Below are 21356 nucleotides of genomic sequence, written 5' to 3'. Positions count from 1 at the left end.
AAGAAGTAAGACTCATATAAGAAACTGCTTTAGCAGTTGCATGTGAGCGTAAGCGGTTGGCGGACTATTCAGAGAGCCTTAAGGCTCTAGCGTGTCCCATGCCCTTATAGGGCTGAGCAAACTACCCGCTGAGCGGGTAGTTTTGATTTTGAGAATAAAGAAATTTTTCGGGTAAATATTTAATGTTCAGGTACATTTAGTTTGACTTTGTTTCGTATTATATAGTGACAGTGAAAGGAAAGAAGTGATCAAGTGAATATCAATGAGCAAATAAAAGAGATTAAAGACGACAATGATAAACGCAGTTTATTCATTGAAACTCATCAACCTTTCATAATTGGTAAAATCACAAGAACAACTAATCGCTATGTGAGAAAAGAAACTGATGAAGTTTTTCTTGTTGGATTAGAAGCTTTCAATGAAGCTATTACCAGGTTTGATGAGTCCAAGGGTAATTTTTTACCTTTTGCGGGACAGGTTATCCAGAGTCGTATTACAGACTGGATGCGCAAAGAAAAGAAAAGGCAGGATAGAGAAACTAGATTAGGTGATTATGACCCTGTTGATACAAAGGATTTAGAATATGAAGTTCTTTTAAAGGATGAAGTTTTCAATTTTAAGAATGAACTTTCCCAGTTCCAAATTACCTTTGATGATTTAGTCACGAAGGCACCTAAAAAAGAAAAAACAAGAAAAAAAGTAACTACTATTGGCACTAAGGCTTCACAAAAAGAGTCTATTGTAACCAAGTTGTTTAAAACAAGAAAACTACCAATGAAAGAGATTCAATCATTTGTTAAGACAACACTTAGGATCTTAAAAACACACAGGGATTTTATTATTAGTGTTATGATTATCAAAGTAAAAAAGTTTGACTTAGTTGCAAACTTCTTAATTGAATCCGAAGAAGGGTGATGTTATGAAAAAAGGAATCGTACTTGAACTTAAAAAGGAATATGCCGTGATAGGGTCCGAGGGCTCTTACAAAAGAGTGAAAAGAAAAGATGGTATGGAGCTTGGACAAGAAATTATTTATCTTGAAGAAGATGTTTTGATTGTAAAAAAAGAAACTACTGGCTTCAGTTTACAAAAGCTTGTTCCTGCCTTATCTGCACTGGTTATTCTTATGATGATTGTATTTAATTATTATACAGAAAACCTTAGAATATATGCTGTTGTTACAGTTGATATCAATCCAAGTATTGAGTTAAAACTCAATAAGAATCAAGAAGTCGTGGAAGCGATAGCCATTAATGCAGATGCAGAAAAACTGGATCTAAGGAGTTTTGAAGGTATTATGGTAGAAGAGGTTGTTGAAAAGATTATTGAATCTTCAAAGGATGAAGGTTTTATTGCTCCTGACAAGAAAACCTATATTATGATAACAACAGTAAACACAAGAGATCAGGTTGAAACGTATGACAATATTAAAGCTACGCTAGAAACATCAATCGATTTGATTTCCATTGAGGAAAATGTAAATATTGGGCTTGGGGAATCTACTGTTGAACTGCTTGAACAAGCAGAAGCAACACAAGTACCGTTAGCACTTTTAGAAGTTAGAGATGAACTTGATGAAGATGTAGATTCGGTAGAAGACTTATTTGAAAATCAAGAAGTGAAAGCATTTATTGAATCACAAGGTAAAATTGTTGAAGTGGAAGTAGAGTTTGAAGATGATGGTGTGGAAATCGAGATTTCTATAGAAGATGATTTGGATGATGATCTTGATGATTTACTAGAGCTGTTGTCTAAGCTTTCAAAGATACCAGAAGAGGAAGTTGAAATTCTAACATTTGTTGAGGAATCATATAAAGCTTTAGATGGAGAAAACGCAAATGTTAAGGAGTTAAAGGATACTGCAAAAGGTTATTGGTTAAGTGTCAAAGACTTATACGATATTGATGACGACGATGATGATCTTGATGATTTGCTTGAGTTATTGGTCAAGCTTTCAAAAGTACCTGAAGATGAAGTTGAGATCTTAGCATTTGTTGATGAGACATACAACGCTTTAGATGGAGAAAACGCTAATATTAAAGAGTTAAAGGATATTGCAAAAGGTTATTGGTTAAGTGTCAAAGACTTATACGATATTGATGACGATGATGATCTTGATGATTTGCTTGAGGTGATGGCTAAATTAGAAGCTTATAGTCAGCTTGAAGAAGTTGTAGCATTTATTACCAAAGATACTGAGGCTGTAGAAAATGAAACCGGAAACTATCACGCATTAGAAGGTGAAGGAGAAGACTTACTTGATTCAATAGAAGATCAGTTAGATGACGACAACGACATGGATGAGTTAGAAGATTTACTAGAAGTAATCGATGAGTTGGACAAGTATAGAAATCTGGAAGAAGTTGCAGCATTCATTACTAAAGCAAAAGAGGCTGTAGAAAATGAAACTGGAAACTATGATGCTCTAGAAGATGAAGGAGAAGACTTGCTTGATTCTATAGAAGATCAGTTGGAGGATGAAGACGACGGCAATGATATAGATGATGAAGACGACAATGACATGGACGATGATGACATGGATGATGACGACGACAATGACATGGATGATGACGACGACAATGACATGGATGATGAAGACGACAATGACATGGATGATGATGACGACAATGACATGGATGATGACGACGACATTGACATGGATGATGATGACGACAATGACATGGATGATGAAGAAGACAATGACATGGACGATGACGACGACAACGATATGGATGACTTAGATGATTTATTAGAAGTTATGAGTAAGTTACAAACATACACTAGCTTTGAACAAGTTGAGTCGTTTATCAACAGAGCAAATGAGGTAATTGACAACAAGACTGGTGGTTATGAAGCTTTAGAAGAAGAAGGTAAAGACTTATTAGATTTCGTGGAAGATGCTTCTGAAGAAATAGATGAGGACAATGAAGAAGAGGAAACTGACGAAGCAGATGAGGTCGATGAAGTGGATGAAACTGACGAAGCGGATGAAATCGATGAAGTAGATGAAGAGGATGATTAATAAATCTAAGTGTGATGTAGCTTGGTAATAAATTTATGAGAGAGTATCTGATTTGATCAGATGCTCTCTTTGATCGTTTAACATAAAATAATATATACCAAATTGGTAAAATAAGTCTTTAAAAATGTAGAATATGGGTATACATAGTAAATAAGATGGTTATCAGAATTGAATCGAGGCACTTATGAAAAAACTGTTGATATTGGGTGCTGGTTTTTTACAGGCATTTGTAATAAGAAAAGCTGTTGAAATGGGTTATTATGTTATAGCCATAGATAAGAATCCTGAATCTGTAGGTTTTAAAGATGCACATGAATATGCTGTAGTAGATATTGTAGACATTGAAGCATGTTATGATTATGCACGTAGAAAAGCCATTGATGGTGTTATGACTTGTGCAACAGATTATGGGGTATTGGCTGCTTCCTATATCGCTTCTAAACTGGATTTGAATGGGATAAATTTCCAAACTGCTCAGATGATAAAAAATAAGTATTTGGTTAGAAAATGTTTACACGAAAATAAGGTTGATGGTATTTCGCAATATTATGAGGTGGATGGTCGAACTGATTTTGATAATATATGTTCAACCATAAAATATCCTGTGATGGCCAAACCAATTGATGGGTCAGGTAGTAAGTCGGCCAATTGTGTTAGGACATGTGACAAGCTGAAGGAAGCGTGTTATGATGCCATCTCAAGCTCAGTTGTAGGCGGCGCTTTAATAGAGGACTTTATTGATGGTCATGAGTATGGTGTAGAATCCTTCGTTATTGATGGTCAAGTCGTTCTCATGGCTGTGATGGAAAAGTTTATGACTCAGGCTCCTTACTTTGCAGAACTAGGTCATTCATTAGGCAGACAGCTTAGTATTGAAAATGATATTAAAGAACGAGTAAAAAAAGCCATCAAAGTATTAGGAATTGACTTTGGCTCTGTAAACATGGATGTGCTAGTGTCTGAAACTGGTGATGTATCCATCGTTGATATCGGTGCTCGAATGGGTGGCAATCTAATTGGCTCTCATATTGTTCCTATTGGAACCGGTCATAAGTATTTAGAGCTATTAATAAAGTCGACTCTAAATGAACCTGTCGACCTAGATCTTTATGAAACAAAAGCTATTGCCACACGACTGTTAGCCTTGAAACCCGGTATTGTTACTAATTTACCTGATTTTGGTGCTATAGAAAAAGAGTATGGCGTTTCCATTCATCATCATCTAAAGATTGGCGATAAAATCTCAGAGTATAAGACCAATCTGGATGGTTGTGGTTATGTTGTGGCTGTTGGAGAGAATATTGATGAGTTAAACAAAAAAGCTGAATTGGTAAAGAGACTTATTGATGAGACCATTGAGAGGTTAGAGTAGGAGGCAAAAATGAAAAAGATGTTGTTTATTAGCAATACATCAAATGCCATTACTAACTTTACGATTCCTTCTATCGTAGCTGCTAAGCGGCTAGGTTATGAGGTACATTTGGCTGCCAACTATTCCGATTTTGATGGGATTAACGACTATGGCGTTATCATTCACCATTTAGATATAGAAAGGAATCCGTTTAATTTTAGAAACCTTAAAGCCTATAGACAACTAAAAAAGGTGTTGGAGAAAAATAACTTTGACATGATTCACTGTAATACACCTGTAGGAGGTGTATTAGGTCGTTTTGTAGGAAAAAAATACGGAATAAGAAAAATAATATACTCGGCTCATGGTTTTCACTTCTATAAGGGAGCTCCTTTGATTAATAGAAGCCTTTACTGGGTAGCAGAATACTATATGGCTAAGATGACGGATGCCTTAATAACAATCAATCAAGAGGATTATGAAGCTGGGAAAAAACTTAACTTAAAAGCTGGCGGTAAAGTATTTTATATTCCAGGAGTAGGCATTGATTTGGATAGTTATCAAACAGATGAAAATCTGAGAACTTCTTTAGGACTCAGTCAAGACGACACCCTTTTAATCTCTATGGGTGATTTGATAAAGAGAAAGAACTATGAGGTTGCTATTAAGGCCCTTGATGCGTGTCAGGATCCATCTATTAAATATTTAATCTGTGGTACTGGTCCCTTAGAAGATTCGTTAAAGTTGCTTGTTTCTGAGCTGGGTTTATCAAAGCAGGTATTCTTCTTAGGCTTTAGAAGAGATGTCGTTGCTCTTTTGAATACAGCTGATATATTCTTATTTACAAGTTTACAGGAAGGGCTGCCGAGATCAACCATGGAGGCGATGACTTCTGGCCTTCCATGTATTGTCTCAAAAATAAGGGGAAATACTGACTTGATTACTCAAGGTGGTTTCTTAATAGATCCAATGGATATAAGTGGTTTTTCAGAAGCAATTGAAACGCTTGCCTCAAACAAAAGCATGATGGCATTTATGAGTCAGTTTAACAAAGAAGCAGCAAAGAGCTTTGATGTTGAAGTTATAAAAGGAAAAATGTACGAAATCTATAAAGAAGTTCTAGAGTAAAGGAATAGTTGATGAAGAAATATAGACTTGCAATTATCATGCTTTTTACCATTGTCTTGAGCATCGGTGTATATTTTTATATTAATCATGATCCAGGGATTAAAGAGTTAAACTATACCTACGATTTGACAATACTAGAGAGTATAGAAAAAAATGATTTTAATGTTATAAGAGAAGTAGTCTACAACTATAATGATGAATACGATATTAAACTGACTTATTCTGAACAGGGCGTTGTCGATATACTTTATAATTTGCCAAGTGATAAGAAAATAAAAGTAATCATTCGTTCAGGTAGAACCAAACTCTCATACGATATTTCGGCAAGCAACCAGTATGTTTATTTTCCTCTTCAGCTTGGGTCAGGCAAGTATGCCATAGAGGTTTATGAGAATACGACCGGTACTAAGTACAAAAAGATCTTTGGTGAAAAAGATTTTTTAGAGATTGTAGACAATAGAATTGTTTTCTTAAACACCATTCAAATCATTGATTTTAATGGCTCGAGTGAGGTTGTTAAGTTGACTAATGATTTGATAATTACTAAAAAGATCGAAATTGCGAAGAAAGAGTATGGCCAAGATATTACCAATGAGATGATTGAATCCATTGACTTAGAAGATAGAGAGATTGCCTTGTTACTCTACGATTACATTATCCAGAATATTGTTTATGACCATGATAAGATCGGTCAGTTATCTTATGATTATATTCCTGATATATTGGATACTCTAGAAACTAAAAAAGGCATCTGCTATGATTATTCTTCCTTGTATGCAGCTATGCTGAGAAGTCAAAATATACCCACTAAACTCATTAAGGGATACAGTAAGATTTCTAGTGTTTATCATGCTTGGAATGAAGTTTATATAGAAGATGAAAATGCTTGGATAGTGGTTGATACAACATACGATGCTTATCTTTTAGACCGGGGAGGAGACTTTTCTTTTGAAAAATCATCTACCGATTATATTAAGGATATTGAGTATTAAGAGGTGATTATGGCTAGGTATAAGTTTAATAAAAAAGAACTCATAATATTTGCAAGACAACTTAGCTTGATGGTGGATTCAGATGTATCCATCTATTTAGGCGTGGAAATGATTAAAAAGAAAATGAAAAAACCTGAGCAAAAGGAGGTAATTGCCTCGATATCTAAAGACATAAAAAGTGGTATGTCCCTAGCTGATGCCATTCTGGATGTTAAAGATGCATTTAATCCTTTTTTCGTAAACATGGTTGTATTCGGAGAAAAAAGTGGCAACCTGACTAAGGTCTTGTTGGAAATCGTCGACTTGTATGAAAAGGAACTTGATTTAAAAGCTAAAATAATTTCTGCTGTTACTTATCCTTTAATGGTAGCCACCTTAATGATGGGTGTCATCCTCCTTTTAATACTTAAAATATTTCCAATGTTTAACCAGATCCTTATTGAATCAGGTGGTACATTACCAGCACTAACAGAGGGATTACTCAGTTTTTCAACTTATTTTGCTGAAAACTTCTTGATTATATTCCTGATTATCATAATTATCGTTTCTATATATGCCATATACAGAAGAACTGATAAGGGCGCTCTAAGAGTTGATCGTTTAAAGTTCCAGTTGCCGATAATTAGAAAAATTAACAAGCTAAACACAGCCATCATTTTATCAAGGAACATTGCACTTGTTATAAAAAGTGGTTTGAGCATTTCAATTGGTTTGGAGATGATTACAGAGATTGTTGAAAACAGACATGTAAAGGAGAAGTTAGAAGAGGCAATTCAGTCGGTTGATGAAGGTGAACACTTTGATGAAGTTATTGAAGACATGGGCTTTTTCCCTGAGCTTTTAAGCAACTACATTGCTGTCGCTTTTATCAACGGTAAGCTAGATACAGTGTTTGATGAAGTTGCAGATTACATGCAAAAGGATATTGACGAGTCATTAGATAATTTAACCAGTATCATTGAGCCGATTTCGGTAATTGTTTTATCCAGTATCGTAGCAGTCATTCTCTTAGCGGTCATATTACCGGTTATTAATATTATCAACTCTATAGGTTAGAAACGAGGACTATATGAGGTACAAGGATATCTTGACAGTCATTTCAAAAAGTGCATTATTGATTATTATCATGTTAACGAGCTTAGTTGTTTTTCATTCATTGACGACCTTTTTTTCAAAACATGAGGACAATCATTTAGAGGCCATTGCAGAAACTGTGGAGCTTTTTGCTGTTCAGTGTTATACCTTTGAAGGCTCTTATCCACCTGATATTGAATACCTTGAAGAAAACTACGGCTTGGTCTTAGATCGTGAAAAGTATATATATATTTACGATGCGTTTTCGTCAAATATCAGGCCTGATGTTAGGGTGATAGAAAATGATGGCTACTCAGGAAATCAATAAGGGGAATGTATGAAACGAAAAAATAGGAGTTCTCTAGAATCGCTTATTATGGTTTTTTTCTTAATATTGTTTTCTCTTGCTGTAAGCATGCTGATTATTCAGGGAAGTCGTATGTTTTCAAGGGTTATGGATAATAAGAGAGCCTATGAGCAAATTAGGATTGCATCATCCTTTGTAGAAATGAAAATTAAGCAAAACGACTTCCGAGGCAAAATAGGCGTTAGAAATGATCTTCTAGATGATAAGTCGGTTCTAGTTATTGAACACATTGGTGAAGAAGAAGGTATGTTTACTTACTTGTTTTATGAAGATGGAGATTTTTATGAGTGTTATACTGATCAAATACCAACACTAGAAAGATCGGAACTGATCACGCGCTTAGAAGGTATCAGTTTTGAAGAAGATGATAACAAAATTATTATAAAGATAGATTATCAAGATGACGGTCAAATCAAACATGTAAGAAAAAGTATTTACTTGCGAACGAGGTAACTTATGAAGAATTCAAAGGGATTTACACTAATTGAAATCATAATATCAATCGCTATATTCAGTATTATCTCTGTTGTTTTATTGCAGCTTTTTATAGTGGCAGAGAATGTTAATCTAGAATCCAAGTCCAAGGAGCTTGCCTTGTTTTATGGGACATCCTTTATAGAAGAGTTTAAAGCAAGTAGAGATCTGCCTGAGTCATCATACCAAGAGATACATCATTATGATGAGGATTGGCAAAGAGTCGATCATCAAAGTGTTTATATCTTAAGTGCGGAAGTAGAAGTTGAAGAAGTAAAGACAGGTCATTATTACAAGCTTAAGGTGTCTGCTTTTGATGAAAATGACATTTTGATCCTTTTGAACACAGAGCATTATGTTCAGGAGGTGGCAAATGAATAAGCTAGACAATAAGGGAATGACCTCAATTCTGGTATTGGTCTTTATGACAGTCATTCTTCTTTTAGGCATATCAACCGTTATTGCCTCCTTGTCTAATCAAAAGTTGGCGAATAAAAAAGAAACTTGGCAAGTTGAGTATTATGAATTAGAAACTCTGGTACAAAGACAACTGGTACAAGTAGATGAAACACTCAAGGATTTATCCATTAATCCATCTTTTGCAAATGATTTTATCAGGCTGTATCCAGATGCCTATGAAGAAAAGGAACGTTTAATCTATGAGTTTCAGGTAGAAAATGATGATTCTAATCGTGGTATTTCTGTCATGTTAAGCATTCCTTTAGAGATAAATGCCAGATATGAAATACTCGCTTATTACGAGTTTTCTGCACCATTTGAATACAATCAAAAGTCAAAATTTGAAGATCCATTTTAAGAAAGGAAGCTCCTATGGAGAACTATCAAAGAGAAATAGAAATATTTGATTTATTCCAGAAGGTATTTAAACGTTTTTGGATAATCGCGCTTACAAGTATTGCAGTTGGAGCCTCATTTTTTGTGGTTAATAATTTTTATATACCAGATACCTATTCGGCTGAGACAACCATTTTTATTGGTAAAGAATCAGGTGCTCTTGCAGAATTTAACTTTCTGGACTTAGAGATCGGTGCCCAGTTGATTGACGATTACAAGGAACTGATTAAGACAAAAGCTGTAAGAAATGAAGTAATCAGTAGATTGAACTTAAATATTCACCCAGATTCCTTGTTGGGGAGAGTCAATGTTCATACTGTTGATGATTCTAGGTTTATGAAAATCGTTGTATTGGATGCTTCACCTCATGCTGCAACTCGAATAGCAAATGCTATTTCCGATGTCTTGATTGATAAGGCAGAAGTGGTTATTGGTGCTAAAAATATACAAGTAGTCGATGCAGCAGAAGTGAATGAAAGACCTATAAGTCCTAATGTTTTGAATGCTACAATCATTGGCGTCATTTTGGGCTTTTTAGTTGGCTTGATTATATCGATTATTCTAGTTTTGATGGATAATAAAGTGAATATTGATACAAACTTAGAAGACTTATTAGGTGTACCATTTTTGGGTTCTTTATTGCCAGTAAAATCATCAGACCACTTAGATGCACTGGTCATGCACCATAACAACAACACTTATGATGCAGAACTTTATAAGTTGATCAGGACCAACTTAGACTTTATGAGTGTTGACAATAAATGCAAAGTGATGATGTTTACTTCTGCACAGATGTCTGAAGGTAAATCAACAACTGTATCTAATATAGCACTTGCATTTTCGCAGGTTGGCAAGAAGGTGCTCTTGATAGATGCCGATTTAAGAAAACCAAACCTTCATAATCTGTTTTCTATTAGAAATTATTCAGGATTAAGTAATTTAATTGTGAATAATGTAGCATATAAAAAGATTATTAATCAAAAGTATCACACATCGATTATAACTTCAGGACCAAAGCCACCCAATCCAAATGAACTTTTAATGTCTAAGAAGGTAGATGATATTGTAATGGAATTAAGAAACATGTATGATATTATCTTGATTGATTCACCGCCAATACTCTCGGTAGCTGACTCATTAAGTTTGGCTAGATGTGTTGATGGTATTGTTATGATTGCAGCGTGTAAGCAAACTAAGAAAGAAAATGTTGTTGCCAGTATAAAAAAAATTAGGCAAATCAATGGTAAAATTCTTGGAGTTGTTATGACTAAGGCAAAAGTTAAGAAAAAAGAGTATTATTCATATAAGTAGGTGGCGGTATGGAAGAATTAAAGGGCAACAGGATATCCGATATTTCATTAATTATCTTATTAATAGCTTTGATTGGCTTGTTATTGATTCCAATAATTATTGGGTCCAATAGCTTTAAAATGCTTGCTTTGGTATTGATAATAACAGTTGTCTTATTTGCAAGTGTTGAAAATGCGATTAAAGCCATGATGTTTTTTATCCATGCCATAGCCCTTATGGTTTTTCCTGGTTTGCCTTTTTCTGCCTATTCAATTTTGGTTTTGGTCCTAATCATCAAGTTGATTTTAGCTCGTCCTGATATGAATGTATTTTCTGTTTTAATGACTTTTGTTTTATTTGCAATGGTACTAACCAATATATCTAACAACAACCTTCAAGAGTACATCGCTTGGGGGATTAACATAGTGATGTTGCTCATGATGTTTTCGTATCTACCTAAGAAATCCAGTAGGTTTTATACTGGTATTTTCAGGTTTTATATATTAGGGAATGTCTTCGCAGCATTTCTTGGTATTTTTATACGAGCTTTTTTCCCAAAGGTAAATTTTTTCTATAAGAATTATTCTGCTATTCAATACACCCGAAGTTTTATCACCAATCGTTTTACTGGACTCATGAGAGATCCTAATTATTTTTCACAGGCCATCTTGGTTTCGATAGCCATAATTGCCTTTTATAAGTTGCATAGAAAAAAACTTTTCAAACATGAATGGTTAAGTAATTGTATGCTTTTTATCTTAATTATGTTTGGCTTTTTATCTTATTCAAAGATGTTTATCATAAGTTTTTTAGTCTTGTTTGTTTATTATAATTATGCCAATCAACGTTTTAACTATAATCGATTCTTTTTGACCATGGGGGCTGTCCTATTGACAGTACCGTTGGTACTGAAATTCTGGGGTGATTATATCCTTAGAATATTCTATGCCTTGTCTTTGAGATTTTCAATAGGGGATTTATCATCGGGACGTTTTGATAAACTTGTAGAAGGATTTGATTCCTTGTTGGATAATCCAACCATTCTTATTAGGGGGATAGGTAGTGGTAGCGGCATTCATAACTTTATTGATTCTTCGCTACATAATACGTTTTTTGAGTATCTTGTTGCATACGGCATCATAGGGTCCATTGTATTTGTATTGGCATTTGTATATCTTATGTACAAGAGTGGCCATAGGACGACTAAGAAAGCCTATATACTGCTGGTTGTCTTAATGACCTCTTCTATGTCGCTAGATGGCCTCTTGGCAGATTGGCATTATCTCTATTTGGCTTTGATATTAATCATGTTTGAGTTGGATAAATTATTCAAAGGAGATATTTATGAATATCATAATATTTACAAACGGCTATCCTCTTGAGGGCAAAGATGTGTTCTTTGATAATGAAATCAGTTTTCTTCAAGAAAGGTTTGATGAAATCTTCATCGTACCGATTTTAGAAGATGGCTTGATGCCGAAAACTTCTTTTTCATATGATGAGGTTCATAAAGGATGTAGAGTCATATCTTATGATTATAAGAAAACTAACTTGTTCTTTAAGCCTAGAAACATGGGGGACATTCTTAAATCAGATAAGCAAAAAGGACTAAAGGTTTTATATAAAAAAGTTCAACATATTCTTTATTCTAATCTATTAATTAAAATACTTGGTCAGATTGAAAAGGAATACCAGTTAAATAAAAAAGAGACCCTCTTGTATTCTTATTGGTTTCACTATCATGCACTTGGTATTGCAAGAGCTGAAGGATACAAAATGAAAATTTCAAGAGCACATAGGTATGACCTTTATCAGGAATGGCGGATACAACCTTTTAAAGCCTATACCCTAAGTCAGATAGATTATGTTTTTCCATGCTCAAAGATGGGCGAGAATTATTTAAAGAAAATGTATCCTGGATTTGATAACATTAGAACTTCTTATTTAGGTACCTATCAAAAAGGTGAAAATCCAAAGCATACAAGTCATAGACTTAATTTGCTTTCTTGTTCATTTGTTCATCCTGTTAAGCGACTTGAAAAGATAGTAGATGCCTTGTCATTAATAGACGATATTGAGGTTCGTTGGACTCATATTGGTGGTGGGATAGACTTTGAAAGCTTAAAAGCATATGCTCAAGTGCTTGATGGAAAAGATAAGATCCTTTATCAGTTGTTAGGCAATATGACCAATGATCAAGTTCTGAACTACTATACCAGTCATCCAGTTGATCTGTTTATTAATACGAGTCAGTCTGAAGGGTTGCCGGTTTCCATTATGGAAGCTTGTTCCTATGGCATTCCTATAATTGCAACCGATGTCGGTGGCGTATCAGAAATTGTAGATCCAGGAAAAAATGGCTACCTTTTAGATGAAAACTTTAAAGATGAGGTATTAAAAGATTTTATAGAAGATTATTATAAGCTGGACCAACTTAACAAAGAAAAGATGGGTCGAGCATCCTATAAAAAATGGGCTGATCATTTTAATGCTGAAGATAATTACAATGAATTTTATAACTTTATAATAAAAAACGTCCTATCTGATTGATAGGGCGTTTTGACAGTTAAGATTAAAACTCAATTAGTAACTTTTGTATCTTTTGATTCTTACATCAACATCTCTGAATTCATTTCCAGATACTTGAGCATTGCCACTATAAGAGATGTCTATACCAGTAATCACATCAATTAGGTTGTTACCATAAATGGTGTTGTTCAGAATGGTTGGACCTAATAAGTTTCTAGCATAGATGGTTGTACCTGACGTCATATCTTCGTTAAATGCGTAGACATTATTGTTTGTGATAGTTACGTTTTCGCTTTGGAGACCATGAAACTTAATCTGTGCACAATCATTTCCGTCTACCACAACATCGTTATAGAAAATGTTTTCAGCATTTGTCGTAGGATGGAAGACGATAGATTTATCCAACATGGTGTTGTTAGATACTTCTACATTGGTAATGGTTGCATCACTGACGATTGTAACTACTTGAATACCTTCAGGTGTACGGCCGGTGATGGTATTGTCTCTAACAATAAAGCCTGTTGGATTGATATCATAAACTTCATCCTTACGAATGTTAATGGCTTCAGATCTTTCATTGTCCCATTGTATTTCATTACCTTCGATGACGATATAGTTAGAGTTTTTAACTCTTAATCCTACAATATAGGAATCATCTGAATCTTGAGCTGATGTAATCTTATTGTTGGAAATGGTGATATTCTCACATGCGGTGTATAGCTCAACGCCACCTAAATGCGCATCTGGCGACCAATAGTTGTCTACATTCAGAAACTGATTGTTATTGATAAGGCCGTTTTTAGAGTAGGCTAGCCACACTTGGCCTTTACCACTTGAAATGTAATTGTTTTCAATGACAAAGTTCTCAGATTCTAGTAACCAAATCATTGGTCCTTCTGGTTCATCAATAGTATTGATGGTGCAGTTAGAAACGGTTAAACCTTTGCTTTTACCATTTGGAGAATCAGTTCTCGGTCTGACTTCGACCACGTAGCCGGTTGTATTCTCCACGGTTACATTGTCGATTGTAACATTGGATAGATTTTTATAATATGAGAAGAATCGAGTGTTATCATCAAGTACATTCCTGTGGCCCTTTAAATCAACTGTTATGTTGCTGATAGTCACGTTTTTTAAAGTGGGCCTTTTAGAAGTAAAGAGGTATTCTGATCCATCCTTGTTAAAGAGCTTTACAAGTTTTGCACCAGATGACGTAATGGTCGTATCACTTCTCAGTTCTAATTGATGATAGATGTTGTAAGTTTTGTCACCTAAATCGATGACACCACCCTTGTCGAGTAATTTTTGAAGTGCGATGGAATCATCGAAACCAAGTGGAATTGGCGGGTCGATAATATCCATGGTTCTATTGTAGATCGCGATCGTTGCTACGATTAAAATTAGGGATATAATTAGGATTGACTTTGAATGTTTTTTCATAAAAATCACATCCTTTCAATACTATTGGTTAGTATTACATTATAGCACATTTTTGAACTTTTTTCAATCAAAAAACAGGCCGGTCATGGTTTTGTAATATAGAATTTTACAAAGTCTCAGCGTATTTTCCTGTTTAATGTTACTGATAGCGAATAATGGATATAAATATGATATAGAGGAGGCGCTAATGGTCAATGTTATAGGTCTTGGATATATCGGTTTACCAACGGCTTTAATGCTAGCAAGTCACGGTGTTGAAGTTGTTGGTACAGATAAGAATGAAATGCTTGTCAATCAGCTTAAGAAACATCAAGTAACTTTTACAGAAACGGGTTTGGAAGAACTCTTTAATCAAGCTGTAAGTAATGGCATTTGCTTTACCAATGAGTACCAGCAAGCGGATATCTACATTGTTGCTGTACCGACACCTTTTCACAAAGAAGACAAAAAACTGGATTCTAAGTATTTGGTAAGTGCAACTAAATCAATATTAGAAGTTTGTAAGAAGGATGCAGTTATCATCATTGAATCAACCATATCCCCTCGAACAATAGACAAGTACATCAGACCACTAGTAGATTTACATGGTTTTACACTTGGTAAAGATATTCATCTGGCACATGCCCCAGAACGTTTGTTGCCAGGCAAGATGATAGACGAGCTTGTTTACAACCCAAGAACCATTGGTGCAGATTCTAAGGAAATAGGTCAACTTGTCAAGAAGCTTTATCAAAGCTTTTGTAAAGGGGACATTCTACTAACAGATATCAAGTCAGCTGAAATGTCAAAGGTCATTGAAAATACCTATAGAGACATTAACATTGCTTTTGCTAATGAATTGGCAAAAATATGCAGACGCGACGAGATGGATGTTTATGAAATCATCAGACTGGCCAATATGCATCCACGTGTAAATATCTTGCAACCAGGACCTGGTGTTGGAGGTCACTGCATTTCTGTAGATCCATGGTTTTTAGTTGGTGATTACCCAGACTTAACAAACTTAATTTTAACAGCAAGAAAGATTAACGATTCCATGCCCAAACACGTTTTAGGTCGCATCAGAGTCATGATGAAGGAACATGGATTAAAGGATATCACAAGAATAGGTTTGTATGGCATGACCTATAAAGAAAATGTAGATGATATCAGAGAAAGTCCGACCATGAAGCTTTTAAGTGTCATGGACAACCACTTAGCATTTGGTGTTAAGGCTTACGATCCCTTTATAGTAAGTAGGCTTGTTGATAATCAATATTTTGATTTTGACAGGTTTTTAAGTGATATAGATATTTTGGTTGTTATGGTGGGGCATGATCATTTATTAGACCATGTAGATAAGATTAAGGATAAATTGATATTGGATACCAGGCATGTGCTGGATCAAGAAGGTATTTACCAATTGTAAGGAGGTCGGTATGAAAATCTTATATATTGGTAATGAAGATATGAGAAAAGTTGGGGGTGGCAAAACACATTTTTTCGAAGTCGCCTTAAATCTAAGAAAAATTGGTCATCAAGTAACGGTTATATTACCAGGCTATCATCCGAGAGAGAATCTAGGATATGACCTGCATATTATTCAGATTCCTACTTTTAAGAAAAATGTATTTTCTTACTTACTTTATGAGTTCTTTAAAATGTTCTACGTCATATGGTATTTGGCCTTTAAGGGATACAAAGTGGTTTATGTTCGGTCTGCCTTACTAGACTTCATGCCAAGCATTTTGACAAGGTTATTGATGAAAAGACTTTATACAGAAAGAAATGGTATTGCAGAATATGAGAACAAGGCCCATGGATACAGTTTGTTGTACATTAAAGTTATGAAACTTTCGGTCTTGATTTCTACTAAACTCAGTCATGGTATTGTATGTGTCAGTGAAGGGGTAAGGGATTATTATCATAGTGAATTTAAAGTACCATTGAATCGCTTGCATCTTGTTTCAAATGGTGCCAATGTTGAACGATTCAAACCACTAGAGAGTCATCGTAAAGTATACAAGCTACCTGACGATGCATTTATTGTGGGTTTTATAGGAACCTTTGTTAAATGGCAATCTCTGGATATATTGGTTCAAGCTGCACTGGAACTGAAAGAAGATGTCATTTTTGTCCTTGTAGGGGATGGGCCTTTATATCCGACCATCAAGAAAATGGTTGAAACTTATGACTTAGAAGATAAATTTTACTTTATTGGTCCTGTAGAAAACAGTCAAGTGCCTAAATATATATCATGTTTTGATTTATGTTATTTATGCAAGAAAAACCTAGAGGGTGGTTTTTCGCCACTAAAGATGTTTGAATATATGGCTTCTGGCAAGGCGATTATTGCCAATGACGTCGTAGGTATAAAAGAGTACTTGGACCTTTATAAATGCGGTTTGCTCTTTAATGGAGAAAGTGCAGATTTAGCACAAAAGATAAAAGATGCATCTTCAAGTAAAGACGCCATTATGGTCATGGGAGCAAATGGTCGAAGAGCTGCAGTTGAATACCATTCTTGGTATGCAGTTTCAGAAAAGGTGAGTGAAATCATATCCCAGTGAGGAAAAGCTATGATGAAAAGAATCTTTAGAAAAAGGACCCTGCATCAGCTGATGCACTTGTGTGTCATTAGTATAAGCTTTATCCTGTCTCTTCTTATTCGTATTTTTTATAGAAAAGAGATATGGCTTATAGGTGAGCGATATGACGAAGCAAGAGACAATGGCATGCATCTATTTAAATATATTAGACTTAATCATCCTGAGAAGAAAGTTTACTATGTTATTTCAGATGACTCTCCTGACAGACCCAATGTGGCAACTTATGGACAAGTTATCAAATATAGAAGTTTAAAACATTATTTTTACTATTGTCTTTGTAAGAAACATGTGTCAACTCATTTAACAGGTACTGCTCCAGATGATAAAGTAACACCGCTTTTTATTAAAAAGCTAACAAGAAGTAGAAAGTTTGTTTCACTTCAACATGGGGTGACAAAAGATTATATGCCGCTTTTGACCAAGGATCAGGCCGGTTTGGATTTGCTGGTTTGTAGCGCTTATCCAGAGTATGTCTTCGTCAAGGAAAAGTTTGGCTATAAAGATGATGAAGTTAGATACTTGGGGATGTGCAGATTTGATGGACTTTATAACGCAAAAACAAGAAATCAAATTTTACTGATGCCAACATTTAGGATGTGGTTTTGGGGGCATGAAAAGAACCACATAGAGAAAAAAAGACAAGAAATATTTTTAGAAAGTCATTACTATAAAACTTATCAAGCATTCATAAACAATGAAAGTCTCATTGACTTGTTAGAAAAATCCCAAGCCACCCTTGTCTTTTATCCTCATTATGAGATACAAGGTTTTATACATCTATTTTCTACACCTAGCGATAGGATTATAATTGCTGATAAGTCAAGCTACGATGTGCAGGCTTTACTAAAGTCTTCCAAGCTTTTAGTAACAGATTACTCCAGTGTATTCTTTGACTTTTCTTATATGAGAAAACCCCTCATTTTCTATCAGTTTGATTATGAAGAATATAGACGACATCATTATTCAGAAGGTTATTTTTCATATCAAAATCATGGTTTTGGTCCTGTTCTTACAAAAGAAAGTCAAGTGATCCCTATGCTGGCATCCATGATTGAGAAAGACTATAAAATGGAAGAGGTTTACTTAAAAAGAGTGGATGAATTCTTTAAACTTTCAGACCAGAACAATACTGAAAGAAATTATGAGGCAATAGAAAAGCTGTAGAGAGGAGTGACAGATGAGGACAAAAAGAATGATTATGACTTCTTTGGTATCATTTGTAGCTCTAGGGCTGAGAGTTGTTTCAAATTTCATAGTGATTCGATTGGTCATTCAGACCTTTGGTTCTCAGATGAATGGTTTAATTGCGACTGCCACTCAGATTGTTCAGTACTTAAACATTCTTGAAGGAGGGATAGGCCTTGCCATTGTAGCCATGCTCTATCAACCCTTGGCAGACGGTAATCATGAAAAAATAAACAATGTTATTCACTCGACAAATAAGTATTTTAGAAGGATTGGCTATCTCTATATCATCTTTATGATCGTGATTGCCTATATATATGCATATAGCTTCAATCATAGTTTACCACCTGATACTGTGCTTAATATTATCTTGTTGACTGGTTTGATGATGTTGCCGAACTTCTTTATTTATCCTGGTGCAACCATGCTTATATATGCAGACCAAAGGTCTTATGTAACTCAATTTGTCAAAGCAGTTTCTTATATATTAGGACCTGTTTTGATGATTGTCTTGATACAACTTGGTAAGAATATATATGTTGTAAGACTTGTGCCAATACTTACAAACACCTTGGTGGCACTTGGAACATGGCTTTATGTTAGATTGCATTATAAGTATTTAAGAACTAAGCATTTTATTGATGTGAAACTTTCAAATCATGCAAAGGACATGTTTACTCATAAAATATCAGAACTGATCATTTTTAATACAGACATCATATTGTTATCTATCTTTACTGATTTTATACAGGTCTCCATTTATGCTATTTATAGGTCTATTTACTATATGTCTAAAAATATCATCATACCTGTAATATTGGCTTCAAAAGCCGGATTAGGAGAACTCTATACTCAGTCGGATAAATCCTCTTTTAGAAAGATATTTTCATTGTACGAGTACATTCTCTATGGCTTGATATTTGTCATCATCACAAGTATAAACCTGGTGGCCCTATCATTTATTAAGCTTTATGCTGATGGATTAGATGGTGTTTTATATTCAAATTCTTGGACCAATTTGCTCTTTGCAGGTGTTTTTATAACAGACTTGATCAAGAACATTCACCATTCCATGATCAGTGTAGCAGGTCATTTCAAACAGACTAAGAACCGGGCTTTTTTAGAAGCAGTAATCAACATGGTACTTTCCTTGTTTTTTGTGTCTTCTTTAGGTATACATGGTGTATTGATAGCGACTTTGATTGCTTCTATGTATAGGCTAGTCGATATCATTCATTACTCAATGAAGTATGTGTTGAAGACATCTTCATACCAGACCATCAGCCGTTTGCTTAGAAATGCCATAACAGGCCTGATTATTTATATACTGTCAGACTTTATTCGAGTAGAGGTTTCAGGTTATGGTCAATGGTTTATGATTTCTACTTTGCATTTTATTGTTATTTCAACTGTATTTCTAGCTGTAAACTATGTATTTGAACCTACTAAGTTTAAAGAGGTTATTGGCAGGTTTTCACCAAAGAAGGTGATGACCATGTTCAAAAAAAAGGAAGGTAACCATGGAATATAAAATCCTGACTAGACAAGAACTCGAGGAACACTTAGATGACTTCTGCGACCTTTATAAAAAATGTTTCACTGCTAAGATTGATAGGGATATTGTTAGATGGCGTTACTTAGACAACCCTTATAAAGATGTTTTGATGTCTGTTGCCATTGATCAAGGTCGCCTCGTATCTGTTTATGCGGCATACCCATTTGAGATGTTTAGTGAAAATAAAATTGTCATGGGTGCCTTATCCATTAATTCCATGACTGATCCTGATTATATCAGAAGAGGCTTGTTCACGAAATTAGGATTGGCTCTATATGACCATTTAAAGGATAAAGATTATCATATGGTACTTGGATTTCCTAATCACTTATCTAATCCTTCATATGAAACGAAGCTAGGCTGGCAAGTATTGTCTGAGATACCGACATTGGAATTAAAGCTAGAATACGAAACTTCAGATGATTTGTGGATAAAACTTGATAATGAATTTAAAGGTGTTTATAAGACGCAAGCTTTTAACCAAGTTCAGATTCATAAAACATCAAAATATTTAAAATGGAGATACCATGATTGCCCCTCAAGTGAATACATGAATTATGTAATTGATGATGGTAATTGTGTTAGGTCATATATGGTCTTTAAAGCTTACAAGGATAGGATCAACATCGTTGATTATGTTTATGATGATATTGCAAGCTTTAAAAGACTTTTACAAGCAGTTATAAACTATGGTCAAAAGAATGGCTATGATTATATAACGACTTGGTCTGTACTCGGGACATCAGACCATGTGGCTTTGGAAAAACGGGGGTTTAGGTTAAAAGAACCGATTAGATACTTTGGTGTCAGAGCGTTTAATGGTTCTGAAGATTATCTGTACAATTATAGAAATTGGTTGTTACAAATGGGCGATGATAACGACTATTAAAAGGAGGTTTATATGTATGAAAAATACTTTAAACGGATTTTTGATATTCTTGTTTGCATCATAGGCTTGCCAATATTTCTTATTATTTTTGTAGGTGTTTGCATAGCTATAAAAATAGAAGATGGCGGACCAATATTTTATAATGCCAATAGAATTGGAAAGGACTTTAAGCTTTTTAAGATGTATAAGTTTAGGTCTATGAAGGTAAATGCACCTTATATTTTAATGGAGGACGGGACTACCTTTTCATCCGACCATGATGAAAGAGTTACTAAAGTAGGTCATTTTATCAGATTGACTTCTTTAGATGAAACCCCTCAACTTCTTAATGTTCTTAAGAATGATATGAGTCTCATCGGTCCAAGGGCTTCTTTAGAGGACAGTATTGACACCTTCTTAAAAGATGAGGTGGATAAGATGAAAGTTAAACCAGGTATCACTGGTTATTCTCAAGCTTATTACAGAAATAATAAGTCTAGCCGTGAAAAAAGAGTGGTGGATGCTTGGTATGCCAATCATGTGTCACTAAAACTGGACTTAAGAATATTTTTTAAGACTTTTACAACTGTCTTAAACCACAGGGGTGTATACAGCAATCATGAGGACTGATAGGGGGT

The 21356-nt window shown here is 34.7% G+C and carries 20 protein-coding genes; 19 read left to right on the top strand and 1 reads right to left on the bottom strand.

The genetic code is table 11. The features are described from left to right. The first annotated feature begins 252 nt into the window (after nt 1-252). The 13 genes from EZV73_RS19415 (at nt 253) to EZV73_RS19355 (ending at nt 13103) form a co-directional block, all read left to right on the top strand. On the top strand, nt 253-915 hold the full coding sequence (locus EZV73_RS19415) for a sigma factor (RefSeq protein WP_240842071.1): 663 nt from the start codon (nt 253-255) through the stop codon (nt 913-915). Between the two features lie 4 nt (nt 916-919). Continuing rightward, complete coding sequence (locus EZV73_RS19410) at nt 920-3022, top strand: anti-sigma factor domain-containing protein (RefSeq protein WP_240842070.1); 2103 nt, start codon at nt 920-922, stop codon at nt 3020-3022. Nucleotides 3023-3206: 184 nt separating this feature from the next. Next, nucleotides 3207-4394, top strand: coding sequence for an ATP-grasp domain-containing protein (locus tag EZV73_RS19405; RefSeq protein WP_240842069.1), 1188 nt, complete (start codon nt 3207-3209; stop codon nt 4392-4394). 9 nt (nt 4395-4403) lie between these two features. Beyond that, nucleotides 4404-5501 (top strand): glycosyltransferase family 4 protein, encoded by a 1098-nt coding sequence (locus EZV73_RS19400; protein ID WP_240842068.1) that lies wholly within the window; start codon nt 4404-4406, stop codon nt 5499-5501. 11 nt (nt 5502-5512) lie between these two features. Continuing rightward, nucleotides 5513-6493, top strand: coding sequence for a transglutaminase-like domain-containing protein (locus EZV73_RS19395; RefSeq protein WP_240842067.1), 981 nt, complete (start codon nt 5513-5515; stop codon nt 6491-6493). A gap of 9 nt (nt 6494-6502) precedes the next feature. Continuing rightward, a complete protein-coding gene (locus EZV73_RS19390) occupies nt 6503-7549 on the top strand; it encodes a type II secretion system F family protein (RefSeq protein ID WP_240842066.1) in 1047 nt (348 codons plus the stop codon). A gap of 13 nt (nt 7550-7562) precedes the next feature. Then, nucleotides 7563-7895: a hypothetical protein gene (locus EZV73_RS19385; protein WP_240842065.1), complete on the top strand. Its 333-nt coding sequence runs from the start codon at nt 7563-7565 to the stop codon at nt 7893-7895. 9 nt (nt 7896-7904) lie between these two features. Beyond that, the gene (locus EZV73_RS19380; protein ID WP_240842064.1) at nt 7905-8387 is read left to right on the top strand and encodes a DUF4860 domain-containing protein; all 483 of its coding nucleotides are present in this window, start codon (nt 7905-7907) and stop codon (nt 8385-8387) included. A 3-nt stretch (nt 8388-8390) separates the two neighbouring features. After that, nucleotides 8391-8789 carry a prepilin-type N-terminal cleavage/methylation domain-containing protein gene (locus tag EZV73_RS19375; RefSeq protein ID WP_240842063.1) on the top strand — a complete coding sequence of 133 codons (399 nt, stop codon included), beginning with the start codon at nt 8391-8393 and terminating at the stop codon, nt 8787-8789. After that, nucleotides 8782-9225 (top strand): hypothetical protein, encoded by a 444-nt coding sequence (locus tag EZV73_RS19370; protein ID WP_240842062.1) that lies wholly within the window; start codon nt 8782-8784, stop codon nt 9223-9225. Before EZV73_RS19375 ends, EZV73_RS19370 begins: the two co-directional genes overlap by 8 nt. Nucleotides 9226-9239: 14 nt before the next feature. Then, entirely contained in the window at nt 9240-10574 is a 1335-nt protein-coding gene (locus EZV73_RS19365; protein ID WP_240842061.1) for a polysaccharide biosynthesis tyrosine autokinase, read from the top strand. A gap of 8 nt (nt 10575-10582) precedes the next feature. Further along, a complete protein-coding gene (locus tag EZV73_RS19360; RefSeq protein WP_240842060.1) occupies nt 10583-11935 on the top strand; it encodes an O-antigen ligase in 1353 nt (450 codons plus the stop codon). Next, nucleotides 11898-13103, top strand: a complete 1206-nt coding sequence (locus tag EZV73_RS19355; protein ID WP_240842059.1) for a glycosyltransferase — start codon at nt 11898-11900, stop codon at nt 13101-13103. The genes EZV73_RS19360 and EZV73_RS19355 overlap by 38 nt, the downstream gene beginning before the upstream one ends. A gap of 33 nt (nt 13104-13136) precedes the next feature. On the opposite strand, the gene EZV73_RS19350 is transcribed toward EZV73_RS19355, so the two are convergent. After that, the gene (locus EZV73_RS19350; protein ID WP_240842058.1) at nt 13137-14522 is read right to left on the bottom strand and encodes a right-handed parallel beta-helix repeat-containing protein; all 1386 of its coding nucleotides are present in this window, start codon (nt 14520-14522) and stop codon (nt 13137-13139) included. 187 nt (nt 14523-14709) lie between these two features. Between EZV73_RS19350 and EZV73_RS19345 the strand changes: the two genes are divergently transcribed. Genes EZV73_RS19345 through EZV73_RS19320 form a run of 6 tightly spaced genes read left to right on the top strand, consistent with a single transcriptional unit; the run spans nt 14710 to nt 21348 of the window. Then, complete coding sequence (locus EZV73_RS19345; RefSeq protein ID WP_240842057.1) at nt 14710-15930, top strand: nucleotide sugar dehydrogenase; 1221 nt, start codon at nt 14710-14712, stop codon at nt 15928-15930. A gap of 10 nt (nt 15931-15940) precedes the next feature. Further along, nucleotides 15941-17071, top strand: a complete 1131-nt coding sequence (locus tag EZV73_RS19340) for a glycosyltransferase family 4 protein (RefSeq protein ID WP_240842056.1) — start codon at nt 15941-15943, stop codon at nt 17069-17071. Nucleotides 17072-17080: 9 nt separating this feature from the next. Further along, nucleotides 17081-18274: a CDP-glycerol glycerophosphotransferase family protein gene (locus EZV73_RS19335; RefSeq protein ID WP_240842055.1), complete on the top strand. Its 1194-nt coding sequence runs from the start codon at nt 17081-17083 to the stop codon at nt 18272-18274. 13 nt (nt 18275-18287) lie between these two features. Further along, nucleotides 18288-19826, top strand: coding sequence for a lipopolysaccharide biosynthesis protein (locus tag EZV73_RS19330; protein ID WP_240842054.1), 1539 nt, complete (start codon nt 18288-18290; stop codon nt 19824-19826). After that, a complete protein-coding gene (locus tag EZV73_RS19325; RefSeq protein ID WP_240842053.1) occupies nt 19816-20739 on the top strand; it encodes a GNAT family N-acetyltransferase in 924 nt (307 codons plus the stop codon). Before EZV73_RS19330 ends, EZV73_RS19325 begins: the two co-directional genes overlap by 11 nt. 12 nt (nt 20740-20751) lie before the next feature. Further along, nucleotides 20752-21348, top strand: coding sequence for a sugar transferase (locus EZV73_RS19320; RefSeq protein WP_240842052.1), 597 nt, complete (start codon nt 20752-20754; stop codon nt 21346-21348). Nucleotides 21349-21356 lie beyond the last annotated feature (8 nt).

Origin of the sequence: Acidaminobacter sp. JC074 (assembly GCF_022496765.1) — a bacterium.
GTDB lineage: Bacteria > Bacillota > Clostridia > Peptostreptococcales > Acidaminobacteraceae > JABXKX01.
This window is presented reverse-complemented; position numbering and strand designations above follow the sequence as displayed.

Coding starts and splice junctions, on each gene's coding strand:
- EZV73_RS19395 (WP_240842067.1), top strand. CDS start 5,513: ATGAAGAAATATAGACTTGCAATTATCATGCTTTTTACCATTGTCTTG.
- EZV73_RS19410 (WP_240842070.1), top strand. CDS start 920: ATGAAAAAAGGAATCGTACTTGAACTTAAAAAGGAATATGCCGTGATA.
- EZV73_RS19340 (WP_240842056.1), top strand. CDS start 15,941: ATGAAAATCTTATATATTGGTAATGAAGATATGAGAAAAGTTGGGGGT.
- EZV73_RS19335 (WP_240842055.1), top strand. CDS start 17,081: ATGATGAAAAGAATCTTTAGAAAAAGGACCCTGCATCAGCTGATGCAC.
- EZV73_RS19380 (WP_240842064.1), top strand. CDS start 7,905: ATGAAACGAAAAAATAGGAGTTCTCTAGAATCGCTTATTATGGTTTTT.
- EZV73_RS19355 (WP_240842059.1), top strand. CDS start 11,898: ATGAATATCATAATATTTACAAACGGCTATCCTCTTGAGGGCAAAGAT.
- EZV73_RS19390 (WP_240842066.1), top strand. CDS start 6,503: ATGGCTAGGTATAAGTTTAATAAAAAAGAACTCATAATATTTGCAAGA.
- EZV73_RS19365 (WP_240842061.1), top strand. CDS start 9,240: ATGGAGAACTATCAAAGAGAAATAGAAATATTTGATTTATTCCAGAAG.
- EZV73_RS19320 (WP_240842052.1), top strand. CDS start 20,752: ATGTATGAAAAATACTTTAAACGGATTTTTGATATTCTTGTTTGCATC.
- EZV73_RS19330 (WP_240842054.1), top strand. CDS start 18,288: ATGAGGACAAAAAGAATGATTATGACTTCTTTGGTATCATTTGTAGCT.
- EZV73_RS19360 (WP_240842060.1), top strand. CDS start 10,583: ATGGAAGAATTAAAGGGCAACAGGATATCCGATATTTCATTAATTATC.
- EZV73_RS19370 (WP_240842062.1), top strand. CDS start 8,782: ATGAATAAGCTAGACAATAAGGGAATGACCTCAATTCTGGTATTGGTC.
- EZV73_RS19405 (WP_240842069.1), top strand. CDS start 3,207: ATGAAAAAACTGTTGATATTGGGTGCTGGTTTTTTACAGGCATTTGTA.
- EZV73_RS19385 (WP_240842065.1), top strand. CDS start 7,563: ATGAGGTACAAGGATATCTTGACAGTCATTTCAAAAAGTGCATTATTG.
- EZV73_RS19400 (WP_240842068.1), top strand. CDS start 4,404: ATGAAAAAGATGTTGTTTATTAGCAATACATCAAATGCCATTACTAAC.
- EZV73_RS19325 (WP_240842053.1), top strand. CDS start 19,816: ATGGAATATAAAATCCTGACTAGACAAGAACTCGAGGAACACTTAGAT.
- EZV73_RS19345 (WP_240842057.1), top strand. CDS start 14,710: ATGGTCAATGTTATAGGTCTTGGATATATCGGTTTACCAACGGCTTTA.
- EZV73_RS19375 (WP_240842063.1), top strand. CDS start 8,391: ATGAAGAATTCAAAGGGATTTACACTAATTGAAATCATAATATCAATC.
- EZV73_RS19350 (WP_240842058.1), bottom strand. CDS start 14,522: ATGAAAAAACATTCAAAGTCAATCCTAATTATATCCCTAATTTTAATC.